Annotated in this window: 14 protein-coding genes; 6 read left to right on the forward strand and 8 right to left on the reverse strand. The window is 60.0% G+C overall.

What is annotated here, in order from left to right; genetic code table 11:
* Positions 1-1,029 precede the first annotated feature (1,029 nt).
* The 3 genes from WDJ60_RS03950 to aceA all read right to left on the reverse strand — a co-directional run bounded on the left by WDJ60_RS03950 (position 1,030) and on the right by aceA (position 4,364).
* Positions 1,030-1,734: a metallophosphoesterase family protein gene (locus WDJ60_RS03950; protein WP_340098695.1), complete on the reverse strand. Its 705-nt coding sequence runs from the start codon at positions 1,732-1,734 to the stop codon at positions 1,030-1,032.
* Positions 1,735-1,859: 125 nt separating this feature from the next.
* The gene (gene aceB, locus WDJ60_RS03955) at positions 1,860-3,161 is read right to left on the reverse strand and encodes a malate synthase AceB (protein ID WP_340098696.1); all 1,302 of its coding nucleotides are present in this window, start codon (positions 3,159-3,161) and stop codon (positions 1,860-1,862) included.
* 129 nt (positions 3,162-3,290) lie between these two features.
* The gene (aceA, locus tag WDJ60_RS03960) at positions 3,291-4,364 is read right to left on the reverse strand and encodes an isocitrate lyase (RefSeq protein WP_340098697.1); all 1,074 of its coding nucleotides are present in this window, start codon (positions 4,362-4,364) and stop codon (positions 3,291-3,293) included.
* 282 nt (positions 4,365-4,646) lie between these two features.
* Between aceA and WDJ60_RS03965 the strand changes: the two genes are divergently transcribed.
* Positions 4,647-6,050, forward strand: a complete 1,404-nt coding sequence (locus tag WDJ60_RS03965) for an NAD(P)/FAD-dependent oxidoreductase (RefSeq protein WP_340098698.1) — start codon at positions 4,647-4,649, stop codon at positions 6,048-6,050.
* Between the two features lie 198 nt (positions 6,051-6,248).
* Here the strand turns inward: WDJ60_RS03965 and WDJ60_RS03970 are convergent, their stop codons facing one another.
* The 3 genes from WDJ60_RS03970 to WDJ60_RS03980 all read right to left on the reverse strand — a co-directional run bounded on the left by WDJ60_RS03970 (position 6,249) and on the right by WDJ60_RS03980 (position 9,712).
* Positions 6,249-6,980: a fumarylacetoacetate hydrolase family protein gene (locus WDJ60_RS03970; protein ID WP_340098699.1), complete on the reverse strand. Its 732-nt coding sequence runs from the start codon at positions 6,978-6,980 to the stop codon at positions 6,249-6,251.
* Positions 6,981-7,046: 66 nt separating this feature from the next.
* A complete protein-coding gene (locus WDJ60_RS03975) occupies positions 7,047-8,504 on the reverse strand; it encodes a PAS domain-containing protein (protein ID WP_340098700.1) in 1,458 nt (485 codons plus the stop codon).
* A 203-nt stretch (positions 8,505-8,707) separates the two neighbouring features.
* The gene (locus WDJ60_RS03980; RefSeq protein ID WP_340098701.1) at positions 8,708-9,712 is read right to left on the reverse strand and encodes a cation diffusion facilitator family transporter; all 1,005 of its coding nucleotides are present in this window, start codon (positions 9,710-9,712) and stop codon (positions 8,708-8,710) included.
* Between the two features lie 88 nt (positions 9,713-9,800).
* Here WDJ60_RS03980 and WDJ60_RS03985 point away from each other — a divergent pair, with 88 nt between their 5' ends.
* The gene (locus tag WDJ60_RS03985; RefSeq protein ID WP_340098702.1) at positions 9,801-10,331 is read left to right on the forward strand and encodes a metallophosphoesterase; all 531 of its coding nucleotides are present in this window, start codon (positions 9,801-9,803) and stop codon (positions 10,329-10,331) included.
* Between the two features lie 53 nt (positions 10,332-10,384).
* On the opposite strand, the gene WDJ60_RS03990 is transcribed toward WDJ60_RS03985, so the two are convergent.
* Positions 10,385-11,173: an ArsR/SmtB family transcription factor gene (locus WDJ60_RS03990; RefSeq protein ID WP_340098703.1), complete on the reverse strand. Its 789-nt coding sequence runs from the start codon at positions 11,171-11,173 to the stop codon at positions 10,385-10,387.
* 82 nt (positions 11,174-11,255) lie between these two features.
* Here WDJ60_RS03990 and WDJ60_RS03995 point away from each other — a divergent pair, with 82 nt between their 5' ends.
* From WDJ60_RS03995 to WDJ60_RS04010, 4 genes are all read left to right on the forward strand, one after another.
* On the forward strand, positions 11,256-11,486 hold the full coding sequence (locus tag WDJ60_RS03995) for a DUF8119 family protein (protein ID WP_340098704.1): 231 nt from the start codon (positions 11,256-11,258) through the stop codon (positions 11,484-11,486).
* Between the two features lie 39 nt (positions 11,487-11,525).
* A complete protein-coding gene (locus WDJ60_RS04000) occupies positions 11,526-11,651 on the forward strand; it encodes a DUF7859 family protein (RefSeq protein WP_340098705.1) in 126 nt (41 codons plus the stop codon).
* 39 nt (positions 11,652-11,690) lie between these two features.
* Positions 11,691-12,779, forward strand: coding sequence for an aminopeptidase (locus WDJ60_RS04005; protein ID WP_340098706.1), 1,089 nt, complete (start codon positions 11,691-11,693; stop codon positions 12,777-12,779).
* 84 nt (positions 12,780-12,863) lie between these two features.
* The gene (locus WDJ60_RS04010; RefSeq protein ID WP_340098707.1) at positions 12,864-13,700 is read left to right on the forward strand and encodes a S26 family signal peptidase; all 837 of its coding nucleotides are present in this window, start codon (positions 12,864-12,866) and stop codon (positions 13,698-13,700) included.
* A 208-nt stretch (positions 13,701-13,908) separates the two neighbouring features.
* Here the strand turns inward: WDJ60_RS04010 and WDJ60_RS04015 are convergent, their stop codons facing one another.
* Positions 13,909-15,483 (reverse strand): Cdc6/Cdc18 family protein, encoded by a 1,575-nt coding sequence (locus WDJ60_RS04015; RefSeq protein ID WP_340098708.1) that lies wholly within the window; start codon positions 15,481-15,483, stop codon positions 13,909-13,911.
* Positions 15,484-16,086: the final 603 nt, after the last annotated feature.

Consider the following 16,086-nt stretch of genomic DNA (forward strand, 5'->3'; position numbering starts at 1 on the left):
CTACAATAACGTTCGTATAGTTGTAATTGCTAGTTGTGTTAGAGATTGAATGGGGTTTTCGTGACGATTTTGGGCAGGCAATGACGGTTATACGATTGTAATTGTTGTTTGAGTGGTGGTTTTGTCAGAGGAGGCAGTATCGCAACGAGCAAGAGATTTCAGTTACATTCATGTAATTGTAATTGTGTGTTCGACAACCAGGGCCACCAGGTTCACTTCGGATAATAATTGTGTCACACGCGGATTTCGCAAATACAGGCTTGAAGAGATACTATCGGTACACCATCATATACTTATTGCCAATAGTATACTTAAAATGATAGTTATATAATCTCATTACATACAGTTTTCCAATATGTTTGTGAGATCGTCTTCTGGCTGCAGTATTTCTGAGTTTTTTCACGATTTGTAGTTTTATCCGCCACCATAGTATTTTTGATCAGTTGCATTTATTTTGTATTAGTACCCAATATTTTTCCGAATATTTTATTTATTTCTCGAGAAAGCACATTAATAGAATTATTTCCAAGATTATTTTGTCGAGATGGGTTAACTAGATATAAAATAGTATTTTGAATATTGGTAATTTTCTCGCATTTTAGCATATTATTGTAATATCCCACTGCAAGCGAGATGAAATCAGTCGAGCTGGGCCTTTTGACGAGCTATTTTTGTGTTTTACAGTGTTTTTTAGCGGGATTTTCCCAATTGGCTGGTTGCTACACATCATTCTCTACTCCAGGAGAGCTATCCACCTAGCTTCGAAGTTTACTACTTCCTACAATTATATAGCTTAGATTTTATCATTTAATTTAATTGTTTTACTCTTTTTATTGTAACTAAATATATACTATTTCAGCTCTGGCCAGGCCAGTCCGACGGTATCGTATTCCGGTGTGTTTGACACCAGTCCAACGAATCAGAGCGGTCTGTGGAGTTGGATAGTCTACTCACACCGTCTACTGTGTTTGAATACGAACTGCTCTCCGAAACAACGGGCTTGTCAGAAACTGTAGAATGGAGAGTGGGTTATTCGGTAGCGTTGTCTTCGGACCGTTTTGCTCGGCCGAAGACCAGTTCGCCGTGTTCGAGGCCCTCACTCAATTGTCCCGGTAAGTCAGACTCGGTAATCCGAGTTTGTGCCTTCTCTTTGGGATACGCCACCCGATGGAGTTCGACAGACGGCGTGTCTAAATCGAGAACTGCATACGCCGCACGCCAATCTCCATCCCGCGGGAGTCCAACGCTTCCGGGATTGACGACGATGCCATCGTCGAATGTCGCTTTCGCCTGCACGTGTGTGTGTCCGAGCACGAGAACAGACGCTTCGGAGAGCAAGTCTGGAGCAAAATCCTCGGGGTACGTGTACGTGTCGGGTTCGTCAGGCGCGCCGTGAGCGACGTGGACAGCCCCCTCGAACAGGTCACGTTCAACGGGGAGTGCCTCGAGATACGCCAGCTCGCTTTCGTCGAGACGCTCCGCGGTCCACCGTGCGGCTGTTCTCGGTATTTCGTGAGTATCCTCGGTGAATTCTCCCAGGACGCCTCGGTCGTGATTGCCCTGAATCGAGACGATGTCATGCGTCTGAAAGAGACCGATGACGTCGCTCGGATACGGGCCGTAGCCGACGACATCACCTGCATGGATGCACGCGTCCACCGCTGGCATATCTGCCAGTACCGCCTCGAGTGCGGGCTTGTTCGCATGGACGTCGCTCAAAAGTCCGATCTTCATACACCTCTCTCCAGACTGTGACGCAATGAAGGTTTCCTGTGCGCCTAGAATCCAGTGCAGCGTACCCAGTGCTGTCTTCGAAACTGACCGCACCGATAAAAAGCGAAGGAATGACCAGCGCGTCGTCAGTTACCGACTTCCATCGCCCGCTCGACGACGTCCTCGCTGTAGAGTTCGGCGAGGTCCTCGTGCTGGTCCGGACGGTTCTCGTAGACGTCCTGGAACAGCGTGATCGGGGTCTGCAGAGCCTGGTAGGTGGCCTCGTCCCACATGCGGTCGCGGCTGACGTCGACGTCGACGTCGCCGATGCGGACCGTCGCGGCCTGGGTCATCGCGATTGCGCCCTTGCCGGCTTCCTTGGCGGCCTCGAACTCCTCCATGGAGTCGACGATGTCGTTCATGCTCGGGACGTAGGAGACCAGGTCGAGCACTTCCTCGGCGAGTTCGTCCTCGTCTGCGACCTCGATTTCGTCGGTGCCGACCGTCAGGACGTAGCCGTCGTCGGCTTCCTCGATGGAGACGCTGTCGCCCTTGTACGCCCAGACGCCATCTTCGTCGGCGAGTTCGACGTCCTCACCGTCGGCGTCGAGGAGCCAGTAGCCTTTGGGGGTCGGGAGCGGTGACTTGTTGGCTTCGACGACCTGGCCCGGGGTCAGCGACCAGATACCGAGCTGGCCCTTGGCCTGGTTGTCGGTCATGCGCTCGCGGTAGCCCTCGACGTCGCGGATGTCGTCGTAGGGACCGTCGACAGCGATGAGACCGGCGGCGTCTGCGGCACGGGAGGTGTTGTGGCGCAGTTCCGGCCACGGCGGGAGTTCGCCGGTCGGCGTGATTGCGCGCATGCTCTTGGTGTAGTCGACCTCACCGTTGACGAGCATGAACAGGCGCTCGAGGTTGTTCGAGGGGCGACCGATTTCGGTGCGCAGTTCCTCCATCGCGAGTTCGGAGGCACCGCACTCGACGATGACGGACATGGCAATCGAGCCCTCTTCGAGGCCGTGCTCGTTCTCGACGATGGTGAGGAACTCGTCGGCCTTCTTCCAGTCGTCGATGTCGCCGACTTCCGGGATGACGAAGCCGTCGATGTGCTGGATTGCGCCGTTGTCGGGGTCGGCGATTTCGAGCAGGTGCTGGAAGCCCTGGTAGCGGGTTTCCGGGCTGTCTCGGTGCCAGACGACGCGGGGGTGAATCTCACCGGGGAAGTCGGCGCCGTTCTCGGAGATAACCTCGATGATGTTCTGTGCACCCTCGTCGCGCATGTTGGGGGCAGTGGCGTCCTCGTTGTCGGGGACCCACACGTCGGGTGCCTGCATCCCGCGCAGCTGGGAGGCGCTTCGCATCATCTTCGCCGAATCGTCTTCGCCCTCGACAGCGGTTGGCGAGGTGAAGAATGTCCGCACGAACTTGCGGTCGTGTTTGCGTTCCATAGTCGTCTCTAGAGTCCGCTCGGTCACTATTAAAGATGGTCAAATCCCCCCAGTCGAATGAATGATTTTCACGGTCTGCAGCGGCTAGGCGGCGTGAAAAAGAAAGAACGCAGTCAGAGGACGACTCGATCAGTCGTCGTCGTTGGATTCGCTGGTGAGGACCGTGTCGCCGTCCTCGGTGAAACCGGCGGAGGCCTCCTGGCGCTCGGCCGCTTCGGGGTCGAACTGCGCCTCGATGTCCTGGAAGCGCGGCACGAAGGAGAGCTCGTGGTGGCTCTCGGTCGGGTGGCCGAGGTAGCGCTCTTCGAGGTCGAACTGCGCCTCTTCGTCGTTCTCGGCGATGTTGACCATGTCCTCGTAGACGGCGTGTGCGCCCGAGTGGAGGGCGTACAGCGTGATGAACTGGTATTTGTAACCGAGGTCGCCCAGTTCCTGGAACGTGAGCGGGTCGTCTTCCTCGCTCCACGCAAAGGAGCTGGAGTAGTTGAAGGCCAGCTTCAGGTCCGGGTGGGTCTCGTGGATGGTCTCGGCGTACTCGACTGCGTCCTCGCGGGACGGGTCGGGCATCTCGGGCCAGACCAGGTCAACGCCAGCGTCGGCGTAGAGGCGACCGCGTTCGAGGTGCTCTTCCCAGTCACCGTTGGCGGAGCCGTAGGCGTCCGTTCGGGCGATGATGATGGTGTCCTCGTCCTGCTTTGCGTCGACGGCCGCACTGAAGCGGGCGACGGCGTCTTCTCGCGAGACGATCTGCTTGCCGGCGATGTGACCACAGCGCTTGGGCGTCGTCTGGTCCTCGATGTGGACCGCAGCGACGCCAGCCTTCTCGTACTCGCGGACTGCGCGGCGGACGTTGTGGACGCCACCGTAGCCGGTGTCACAGTCGGCGATGATCGGCAGGTTCGTGGCTTCGACCTGGCGCTTTGCGTTCTCGACCATCTCGCGCATGTCGACCATCTCGAGGTCCGGGAAACCGAACTGGCCCAGCACCGTGGAGTAGCCGGACATGTAGACGGCGTCCAGGCCGGCCATCTCGGCCAGGCGGGCGTCCAGGGCGTGGTAGGTACCAGGCGCGAAGACGTAGTCCTGGTTGTTCAGCTTGTCCCGAAGCTCGCGGGCGGCGTCGTTGTCGACGTCGCGGATGTACGGGTCTGTGCTCTTAACTCGGCTCGCAACTTCGTCAATTCCGTCGTCGTCAGATGTCATGATTGGTGTGGGTTCCGCGTTCAGGACGCGGGGTTTCTATTGCACTCCGCTCCGAATAGTGCGCTGTAGATAAATGTTATGAACTATAATGATAATATTCTTTAATCCATATTGATTCCTTCCCCACGTCTAGGACCTTAAATTGAGAGTGAGTCACTCGCAAGACAGTGTCGCATAGTGACGAAGTACAGGCGGGTCGGCAGTTGCCAGTTGTTCAGGGGACGTAACCGGGTTTCGCACGGGTCACCGAATCATTAACTCTGTGCCACTCGGGAACGACGTATGAGCACACACGTCGCGATCGTCGGCGCATACGGAAGCGCCGGGGTCGCAGTCGCACAGCGATTGGCCGATATCCCCGACATCGAACTGACTCTCGTCGACGACGGCGACCCCGGTGGCGGACTCTGCATCCTCCGTGGGTGTATGCCCTCGAAAGAGGTGCTCTCGGCGGCCGAACACCGATTTGTCGCTCGACACGACGACAGACTGGACGGGCCGCTTCCAGCCGTCGATACCGACCGGGTCGTCGAGACGAAAAACGAGCACACGGCGAACTTCGCCGCTCACAGGCGGGCTGCGGTCGAGTCGCTGGCCGAGCACGACGACGTACGCTTTCTCACCGAGCGGGCGACATTCGTCGACGACCGGACGCTTCGGGTCGGCGACCGCACGCTCGAACCCGACTACGTCGTCGTCGCCACCGGCTCGACGGTCACCGTTCCCGACCTCCCCGGTATCGAGGACGTTCCGGTCGAGACGAGTGCCGACGTGCTGGACACGACCGACCTCGGCGATTCGGGTATCGTCATGGGCTTTGGCTACATCGGGCTGGAACTGGTTCCGTATCTCGCCGAAGCGGGCGGGATGGACCTCACGGTCATCGAACACGACGATCGACCGCTCGACGAGGCCGACTCGCCCTTCGGCGACGACCTCCTCTCGTACTACCGGGAGGCGTTCGACATCACCGTCCTGACCAATACGTACGAGAAACGGGTCGAGCCGACCGACGACGGCGGTATCAAGATGGTTCTCGAGACGAACGGAACTGAAGAAACTGTCGAGGCCGACCAGCTCTTTGCATTCACCGGCCGACGGCCGGCACTCGACGGGTTAGGCCTCGACGAGACGCCACTCGACCCGGAACCGGGATGGGTCCGGGACACGATGCAGGCCCGCGACGACGAGCGGGTGTTCGTCGTCGGCGACGCCAACGGAAAGGAGCCGATTCTCCACGTCGCCAAAGAACAGGGGTTTCTCGCAGCGTCGAACATCCACGCTCACCGCGAGGGTGGACAACTCACCGAGTACGAGAACACCCACCATCACGTCGTCTTCTCCGGACTGGGCGTTCTCCCGTACGCCCGCGTGGGTCACTCCGCGGAGTCGGCCCGAGATGCGGGGCTCGAACACATCACGGTGACGCGAGAGGCTGCCAGTGACGGCGTCTTCAAGACCAAAAACGTCGCTGACGGCCGTGGTCGGCTCGTCGTCGGGACCGACGGGGCTGTGCTGGGCTGGCAGGGGCTCCACTATCACGCCGACGTGATGGCAAAGACGATGCAGGTCATCGTCGAGATGGGACTGGACGTTCGGGACCTGCCGGACCGCGCCTACCACCCGACGACGCCGGAAATCCTCGACAGTCTGTTCCGCGAAGCCGCCACCGAGCTCGACAGCTGAGTGGTTGTGTGCTACCGTAACAGAGTCACACACGTTTTAATGTGAACTGGCCCGTCTGTCCGGTATGGACGCCGATCAATCCGAGGAGTACGTCTGTGAGGTCTGTGGCGAACGGTTCAGTTCCGAACGAGCCAGACAGCGCCACGTCCACGATGTCGGACTCGTCGACTGACGGTAGAATAGTCGCTGGCCAACCGCTCAGTCGGCGTCTTCCGGCGCGATAACCGTGTTTTCGAGCGTGCCGATGCCCTCGTACCAGATTTCGATGTCGTCGCCGGGTTCGAGGAGGCCGGGGTTGGCGGGGCTGCCGAAAGAGATGACGTCGCCGGGGCGGAAGGTGAATCGCTCCGAGAGGAAGGCGATGGTCTCGTAGGGGTCGAAAATCATCCAGTCGGTCGTGGCGTCCTGGCGTTTCTCCCCGGAGATGTGCGTCTCCATGTCGATTCCTCGCGGATCTAGGTCCGTCTCGATGACCGGGCCGAGCGGGCCGGAGCCGTCGAAGGCCTTTCTGGCCGTGCGCCGCTCCTGGTCGAGTGCGTCGAGGTCGTTGAGAATCGACCAGCCGCGAAGCACCTCCTTGACTTCTTCCTCGCCGGCGAGGTCGGTACACTCCTCGTCGATGACCGCCGCGAGTTCGCCGGCGTACGTGAGTTCGTCTGTCCACTCGGGGCGGACGATGGGGTCGTTGGGGTGGTGCAGCGAGACAGCCGGTTTGATGAACCAGTCCGGGATGTCCGGGATATCGTAGTCCATCTGGTCGATTTTCTCCGCGAAGTTGCGCCCGACACAGTAGAACGTGCCCGGTTCGCAGGGCGCGAGCAGGTCGGCGTCCTCGCCGACTTCGTAGGTCCCCTCCTCTGTAGTTACGGTGCCGTCGTCGTATTCGCCGGTCACGATGCCGTCGTCGGTCCGGATACGCGCGAGCTTCATTATCGCGGGGTTCGGGAAGACGGGGTTTAGAAGGTTCGACTCGGCGGCCCCGGTAGCCTCCGTTCGTCACGCCCTGTCGACAGCCGGTACTGCCAGCGAGACAGTCGTCCCGCCGTCGTCGTGGCTGTCGACAGTCATCGTGCCACCGGCCCGCGTGACCGTCCAGTAGATGAGCCAGATGCCCATCCGGTCTGCGTGCCGGAGTGCGTCCTCGCCATCGTCGAGTACGTCGAGTTCCCGGTCGGGAATCCCCGGTCCATTGTCCGTGATTTCGATGTCAACCCAGTTGCTGTCGCGGTTCTCGACACGGATACAGACCCGGGGATCGTCGCCGTCGTTGTGCTTCGCTGCGTTTTCCAGTGCCTCCCTGAGAGCGTCGGGTAAACCGCCGGCAGCGACCGGTGACGCACCGTCCTCGGGGAGCGTGAGTTCGATGGTCACGTCAGGGTACTGATCACGAAGCGTGTCGGTGAGCCGTTCGAGTCGCTCGTCGAGTTCGAGGAGTCGCTCGTCGGATTCGGTCTCGGAGAGTATCTGATCGGTTTTCCGTGCGGTCTCTGCGAGTCTCAGCAGGTCCTCGGCCGCTGTTTCGATGTTCGCCAGTTCTTTCGGCGGGTCGCCATCGATACCGTCGCGGAGTAGCTCCGTGTAGGCTTTGATGACGTTCATTTTGTTGCGGAAGTTGTGGCTCAGGACGCGGTTGAGAACCTCTTGCCGGCGTTCTCTGACCTTCCGATCGGTCACATCTGCCTGAAAGCCGACGTAGTGCGTGACCTCGCCGTCTTTTCGAACCGGTGCGATAACGACGTTGTTCCAGAACTTCTGTCCACTCTTCCGGTAGTTCACAATGTCGACAGATATCGGCTGTTCAGTGTCGATTGCGTCTCGGACCTGTGTGACAGTCTCCTCGTCCGTCTCGTCGCCCTGAAGGAACCGACAGTTCCGGCCCAGCACTTCTTTACCGGTATAGCCGCTCATTTCCAGGAACTGGTCGTTGACGTACACAAGCGGCTCGTCGTCCTGCTCGGAGTCGGCGATGCTGAACCCGACCGGGGCTTTGTCGATAGTTCGCTCTTTCAGACGGAGGTCGTCGACGGTTTCCTGCAGTTCTCGCTCGCGCTCGGCGAGTTGTCTGGCGGTTTGCCGCCGTTTTACCAGGTTCTCGATGCGAGCGTGCAATGACGCTTTCTTGACTGGGAGTGTTACGATATCGTCGACGTACTCCCAGATTTCAGGATCGACGTCGCCGTCCTCACTCAACAACAGAAAGGGGAGAAACGCCGGCGTTTCGGCCTGACGTTGCTCGATTATCTCGGCCACGTCCGGAAGCCGCTGTTCGGTGAGCAGGCAACAGTCAAACTCACGGTGTAACGCTGCCGGGTCGCTGACCGTCTCGATCTGGTACCGGTCACCAAGTGCCTCGGCAAGCAGGCGCTGGTTCTGATTCTCCACACTGAAGAGTAACAGCCGCGGCTTCTCGTCCATCGTCGGGCGCCCATCGTTTATCGTCGGATCCGCTGTCATCTAATTCTCTCCCGTGCGCGGGGTACTGCTTCCCGTGTTGGTTGTCGTCACCACGCTGGACCGGCCGTCGTTGAGCGGAGGGTTCCCACTCCGAAATACTTGACGGCCAACGATAATAAAAATCGGCGTCATTTCGGCGGTACGGCAGCCCAGATAGGGCGTTATCTGTTGGTTAGATGGGTGCAAATCAAGTGTCTCTGAGTTTAATTGTCACTCCCGGACCCGTCGCCTTTCGTGACCGTCGGCCGACCGTCCTTCTCGACTTCGACGAACACCGATTTGATGTCGTCGTCGGCGTCTCTGAGCGCTCGCTCGATGTCATCGACGGCGTCGTCGATCTCTCGGCCGCTCATCCCGTCGACGAAGTCCACGTCTGCGGTCACCACGATACGTTTCGGGCCGAAGTAGACCGTCCGGAAGTCGACGATACGGTCGACGCCCTCGATGCCAGCTACCAGCTCGCGGAGTTCCGCCTCGGCGTCGGCCGGCATACTCTCACCCAGGAGCAGGCGCTTGTTCTCCCAGGCCAGCGCCAGCGCAAAGCCCATCAACAGGAGCCCGATGAGCAACGCGGCGGCGGCGTCGTAGATGGGGTTGCCCGTCTGGCGCGTGAGAAAGATACCGAACAGCGCGATACCGGCCCCGCCCAGCGCGATGCTGTCCTCGGTAAAGGCCGTTAGCGTCGTCGTGTCTGCGGTCTTCTGGAACGCTTCGCGATAGCCGCTCCAGTCGTTTCGCTCGATTTGCTTTTTCATCGCCGCCCGGGCCTTGATGAGCGCCCACGTCTCGAAGACGATGGCTCCGATGAGGACGGCGTAGTTGACGTAGACGGAGGGAAACGTCTGGCCGGCGAGTGTGACCATCTCGCTCCCGCCGTGGCCGCCGCCACCGGCGAGCGCTTCCTGTATCTTGTGGTAGCCGTGTTTGGCCGACTCCCAGCCGGCAATACCGAAGAGAAGAACCGAGACGAGAAAGCTATAGAAGAACTGCGCTTTCCCGTAGCCGAATGGATGGCGGTCGTCCGGTGCCTGTCCGCTGTACCGGATGCCGACGAGGAGGAACACCTGATTGCCCGTATCGGAGATGGAGTGGTACGTCTCCGAGAGCATCGACGGACTCCCGGTCAACAAAAATCCGAAGAACTTCAGCACCGCAATCGCCCCGTTGGCGATGAGCGCCGCAATCACCACCGACTTACTGCTTGCCATTGGGCAACCACTTGCCGGCCTGTCATAAGTAGCCAGGGGATTCTGGCCGGTTCTGGGGGCTTATCCCCAGCGACACGCTACGGTCGCTATGCTCGTCGTCCTCTCTGATACACACGGCACCGACGACCCCGCACTCACCGATCACCTCCGCGAGCAGATTGCAGCCGCCGACCTCGTGATTCACGCCGGGGACTTTACGACGCCGGCGGTACTGAACCGGTTCGAGGCGCTCGCGGACCGCCTGGTCGCCGTTCACGGCAACGCAGACAGTGTCGCCGTCCGGGAGCGGTTGCCGGCGACGGAGACGGTCGAGACACTGGGGCTGCGATTTCTGGTGGTCCACGGACACGAACACGACGAGACGCGTCTCTCGCTGTTGGCGCGTCAAGAAGGGGCCGACGTGGTGGTCCTGGGCCACACACATCGGCCGGGGAGAGGGCAGCTCGGTGGCGTGACAGTCCTGAATCCGGGCAGCCACGCCGACCCGCGTGGATCACAGCCGGCGTACGCGACAGTTGGGCAGGCTTCGGGTGACGTTGAGGCACGTCTGCGTTCGCCGGCTGGCGAGTTGTTGGAACGGTGCTCGCTGTCGGAGGGCCGAGCGGGTCGACGCGATTAACACTATATCTGGATGGGAAAAGTAACCGACGAAGACTCAAATCCCTCTTTGAGTTACTGCCGGAGGTACAGCACACCGACGAGAACCGTGAGTACGAACAGTCCGCCCAAGAAAAAGAGCAATCCTGGGGGGAGTCCCGTTCCGGCCTCTCGGACCGTATCGGCAGCGGCAGTGGTCGTCTCCGGGTCCGGCGGTGTCGGCGTTTGGGTGGGCGTCACGGTGTCGGCACTCACGGTGGATGTCGACTCGTTTACGCTCTGAATCCCGATATCACCGGCGGATTCTGGGGTCGGACTGGGCGTGTCCTGTGGGACACTCGTCGGGTCCGGTGTGGGTGTTCCCGCCCCGGCCGGATCGCCTCCTGTCCCACCGCCTGCCACGGGGTCGCGCCCGCCGAACAACCCCCGCTGGCCGAACCACTGCTGGACAGCGAGGCTGGCGAGCGCGAGAATACCGACAGCGCCCAGGAGACGTGAGAGCGCGGCCTTGAGCGTCGATTCCTTTTCTTCCTTGCCGGCGAAGATGACGAGCGGCTGGTCGGCGGGCGCGTACACGTCCATCTCGCGACCCTTCGCGGAGTAGGCGGTGTCGACCACCTCGACGGCACCGGCGGATTCGAGCTTCTCGAGGTGGTACTGGGCGTTCTGGAGGGAGGTGTCGACCCGATCGGCGAGGTCAGAGGGCGGCGCTGGCTGGTCGTGCAGCGCAGAGAGCAGTGCTCTGGCGGTCCCCGACGAGAGCGCGGCGAGGAGGTCGTCGGCGTCCTCGCTGTCGACATCCACGACCCGGGGGTCTGCGTCGTCGGCGGCCGTGGTGTCGGGGCTGGAGGGCAGCAGCGACATTATCTGTTGTTATACTACCATCCGGTATGAGTCTTTTCGACGCGCCGACAGTGCTTTGGGGCTTCCCGCGCTATCGCCGCGTATGAGCTGGCTCGCTCGAATCGGCAACCACATCTACGAAAACAAGGACGGGATGCTGTTCGACTTTGTGTTTGCACTCGCCTGGGTCACCATCGTCTCGGCGTTCGTCACGCTCGTCGACGGCCCGACGTGGGCCAGATACGTACTGCTGGTGTCCGGTATCCCGGCCTACTTCGGCTTCGTGTACTCGCTGGAACTGGCAAAGGAACACGAGAAAGACCGGTCTGCATAGGGCGAAACGGCTTTCTGCCCGCCGGCTCTCTCTGTTCGTATGGCCGATCTGATCGTGTACGGCATCCTCGCGGTCATCCTCCTCTTTGTCTTCTTCGCCTACCTGATGATTCGTCGGACCGTGACGGGATTCAAAGAAGGGATGGAGCGCGGCGACGGACGCTGACCCGAAAGCAGTTTGCCCGATGCGCCCACACGGGCGTGTATGGACCCGCGTATCCGCGAACACGCCGAAATCGTCGCTGACCACTCCGTCGACCTCGATGCCGGTGACAACGTGGTCATCGTCGCGCCACCCGAGGCCGCCGACCTCGTCACCGCACTCCACGAAGTCGTCGGCGACCGCGGCGCGAACCCGATTGCCCTCGACAGTAACGACCGGTTCTCTCGTGCGTACCTGCGCGCCCGCGAGGACGACTTCGAGACGCCCAGCCACGAACAGGCGCTCATCGAGGAAACCGATGTGTACATCGCGATCCGCGCCAACGGCAACGTCACGGAGACCAGCGACGTCTCCCCCGAGACCAACGCCGCCTACTCACAGGCGAAACAGCCCATCCTCGACGAGCGGCTCTCGAAGCGCTGGTGTCTCACCCAGTACCCCGCACAGGCCAACGCCCAGCTCGCCGAGATGAGCACAGAGGAGTACGAGAACTTCGTCTGGGACGCCATCAACAAGGACTGGGACGCCGTCCGCGAGCACCAGGCCCAGATGGTCGATATCATGGACCCGGCCGACGAAGTCCGTATCGTCTCGGGTGAGACCACCGACGTAACGCTATCTGTTGCCGGCAACCCAACCCTGAACGACTACGGCGAGAAGAACCTCCCCGGCGGCGAAGTGTTCACCGCACCCGTTTCCGACAGCGTCGAGGGCGAGGTGCTCTTCGACAAGCCGCTCTACCACCAGGGTCGGGAGGTCACCGACGTGTACCTCCGCTTCGAGGATGGCGAGGTCGTCGACCACTCGGCCGACAAAAACGAGGAGGTGCTGACGGAAGTCCTGAACACCGACGAGGGCGCACGACGCCTCGGCGAACTTGGTATCGGGATGAACCGCGACATCGACCGCTTCACCTACAACATGCTGTTCGACGAGAAGATGGGGGACACCGTTCACATGGCGGTCGGACGCGCCTACGGCGACACCGTCGGCGAGGACAACGAGCAAAACCAGAGTGCGGTCCACGTCGACATGATCGTGGACATGGGCGACGATTCGTTCATCGAGGTCGACGGGGAAGTCGTTCAGCGGGACGGGACCTTTAGATTCGAAGACGGCTTCGAGGGGTAGTGAGGAATAGCGGGGAACAGTGAGACCAGAGAGAGCTCGAGGCCACCCAGAACATTCAAGCGCAGTCTGGCACAAGAAGAGACGATGAGTTCGCCCGGAGACGGCATCGACGACACCGACCGAGACGACGGGTCGAACCTGGGCAGCGCTGGCGAGACGGCTGACGACACTGTTGATCGCCCCTCTGGCCCCCCAGCCGCGACAGACAGAGACCAGCAGTCCGGTACCGAGACGCCCTCACAACCGGACCAGTGGCGCTCCGACGAAGCGCGAGAGTCAGCGCCCCGGCAAACGGGTTCGCGCGAACGCAACACGAGCGAGTGGCGGTTGTTCGCCTACGATCTCTTCAGCAGCGTCATGGCAGTGATGATTATCGGCGCCTACCTCTTTGCAGTCAGCGGCGTCTGGCCCCCGCTCGTCGCCGTCGAAAGCGAGAGTATGGTTCCCAACATGGAGGTCAACGACCTCGTGTTCGTGATGGAAGAAGAGCGGTTCCCCGGTGAGAACGCACACGCAGAGACCGGAGTTGTCACCGCACAGGGAGACACCGACTACCGGAAGTTCGGTCAGCCAGGAGATGTCATCGTCTTCGCACCGAACGGGAATACACAGCAGACACCGATAATACACCGAGCGATGTTCTGGGTCGAGGAAGGCGAGAACTGGTACGACCGCGCTGATCCTGCCTACGTCGGCGGTGCAGACGCCTGTGAAACTGACGGCGACCCCGCCACCGATACCGGACTGCAGAACTGTCCCGCACCACACTCCGGATTCATCACGAAAGGCGACAACAACGGCCTCTACGACCAGGCAGGGCGGGGCGGCGCACAGACCGGGCCCGTCAAGCCGGCGTGGGTCGTCGGCACTGCCGAAGTCCGGATTCCCGGTCTCGGCTGGGTTCGACTCGCAACGCAGTGAGAACTACACGAAGTCGATAAGTTCGAGCGCCGCGTCGATTATCTTATCCAATTTGCTCGACTGCTCGTCCTCCTCCGAAGATTCGTCGTCGGGCTCGGCTGTCATATTCGAAGTCGTATCGAGACCGGGGTAAAAACTCGGGTCGTGCGTTCAGGTTGCCAGCTGCCGGGCAACCGGAAGCTCCAGCAGGTACACAAAGCCGATAGTGTCAGTTATCAAAGCGCGCCTGGACGAACGGCTGAGCGTCCTCGATATCCCCCAGTCGGGAATCAGAGAGGAGGACAGCTTCGGTCTCTTCGATTGGGACGGACAGCGAGATCTCTTTTGTCCGGCCGTACCGCCCCTTCGAGACGACGGCAGCGTTGACGATACCGAGCATATCGAGTTCACTGATGAGGTCGGTGACCCGTCGCTGGGTTAGGACGTCGGCGTCGATTTCCTCACAGAGTCGTTTGTAGATGTTGAATGCCTCGCCGGTGTTGACGTTGTGGACCCCCTGTTTCTCCAGGAGGATGATGGCAAAGAGGACGATTTTCGACTGCTGGGGGAGCGTCCGAACCACCTCGACCACGCGGTCGAGTTCGATTTTCTCCTGAGCCTGCCGGACGTGGTCTTCCTCGACCACGTCGGTCTGGTCGCGCTCGGCGAGTTCGCCGGCGGTCCGCAGCAAATCCAGTGCCCGCCGGGCGTCCCCGTGTTCCTGTGCAGCGAAGGCCGCACACAGCGGAATCACGTCGTCGGTCAGCGCCTCCTCTTTGAACGCCACGTCCGCGCGGTGTTCGAGGATATCCCGGAGCTGGTTGGCGTCGTAGGGCGGGAAGACGATTTCTTCCTCGCCGAGACTCGACTTGACGCGCGGGTCCAGGAAGTCGGTGAACTTCAGGTCGTTCGAGATCCCCATGATAGAGACCCGGGAGTTTTCGAGTTCGGAGTTCATCCGGGAGAGGTTGTAGAGGGTGTCATCACCCGACTTCTCGACGAGTTTGTCGATTTCGTCGAGCATGATAACGACGACCCGCTCGCGATGGTCGACGGCGTCGAAAAAAGAGCTGTAGACGCGATCGGTTGGCCACCCGGTCATCGGCACGTCGTCGAAGGAGTCGCGTTCCGCTTCCAGGTCCTCGATTTCAGTTTCGAGGTCGGGAACGCTCGTGTACTCGGTGTCTACGAGCACGTCCGGGTCCGTGCGTGCGCGATCACGAAGGTCGCGCAACGCTTCGATTTCCTCGGAGATGGCCGCTTCGTTCTCGTCGATGAACTTGTTCGCGAGTTGAGCGAGTACCCGGTACTGCGTGTCGGTCACCTCGCAGTTGATGTACTCGACTTCGCAGGGTACCTCGTACTTCTGGGACGTCGATTCGAGTTCGTCGCTGACGAACTTCGCGCTAGCTGTCTTTCCCGTCCCCGTCTTTCCGTAGATGAGGATGTTCGAGGGCGTATCGCCACGGAGCGCCGTGACGAGAATCGTCGCCATGTTGTTGATCTGCTCCTCGCGATGGGGGAGCTTCCGCGGTGTGTACGACGGGCGAAGAACTTCCTTGTTCTCGAAGATGGGCTGCCCACTCAGCAGGTCGTCGAACAATCCCTGCGATGCTTCGTCCGGGTCATCGCTCTCGACATCGTCGAGAAGTACTTCGTCGAGGTCTGGACCCGGTGAGGAACGTCGGTCGTCTTCGCCGTCCGAATCGGAATCAGACTCCGATTCGTCAAGATCGACGTCGGTATTTACCCGTCGTGAATCGACGCCCTCAGTCGATTCAGATGAGTCATTTGTGTCTGTCATTGTCGAATGTGGACCCCTCCATTTCGAGTGGAGACTCGCACCGCGCACCCTGAATTATACCGCTCGGACACCAGAGAGACCGTTTTCGCGCATTCTGGAGTTGGGCGCGTGTGCAGTTGAACCACCAGAACCCGTGGTTGAGAAAGTATTAAAGATTTCGATTGTCAACGAGTGTCACAGTAGTCGTGTAAGAGAGACGATATCGAGCGCACAAAATGCCACGACTCGCACGAGTAACGGGTGCCTCACTCCGTCGAAAACCCACTCGAGGAAGAAGAGTAGACATGTATTCGAGGTGAAAGGATGGTGCCCGATTACTGGAGGTTTCACAAGCTCGTACACCCGAAACAATGGGAGAACAGGAGTGGTGAGGTAACGCTCCAGCGGAACGAAGACTAGGAAGTGCCGTGAACAATCGGGGCAGTGTTGTCTGAGCGAGGATTCAGAGAGGGACGGAAAGGTGGGTCCCAGACCCCCCCACCCCTTCGTTTCAGGTGGAACGGCGAAAGAGTAGGGGAGGGGTGAGAACGAGGAAGGACCACAGCTAGTCTAGGAAAGATTTAATACATATACTCCAAAACCAGAACCGTAGTGGGGAAGAAT

The organism is Salinibaculum salinum, from assembly GCF_037645885.1.
In the GTDB taxonomy this organism is placed as follows: Archaea; Halobacteriota; Halobacteria; order Halobacteriales; family Haloarculaceae; genus Salinibaculum; species Salinibaculum salinum.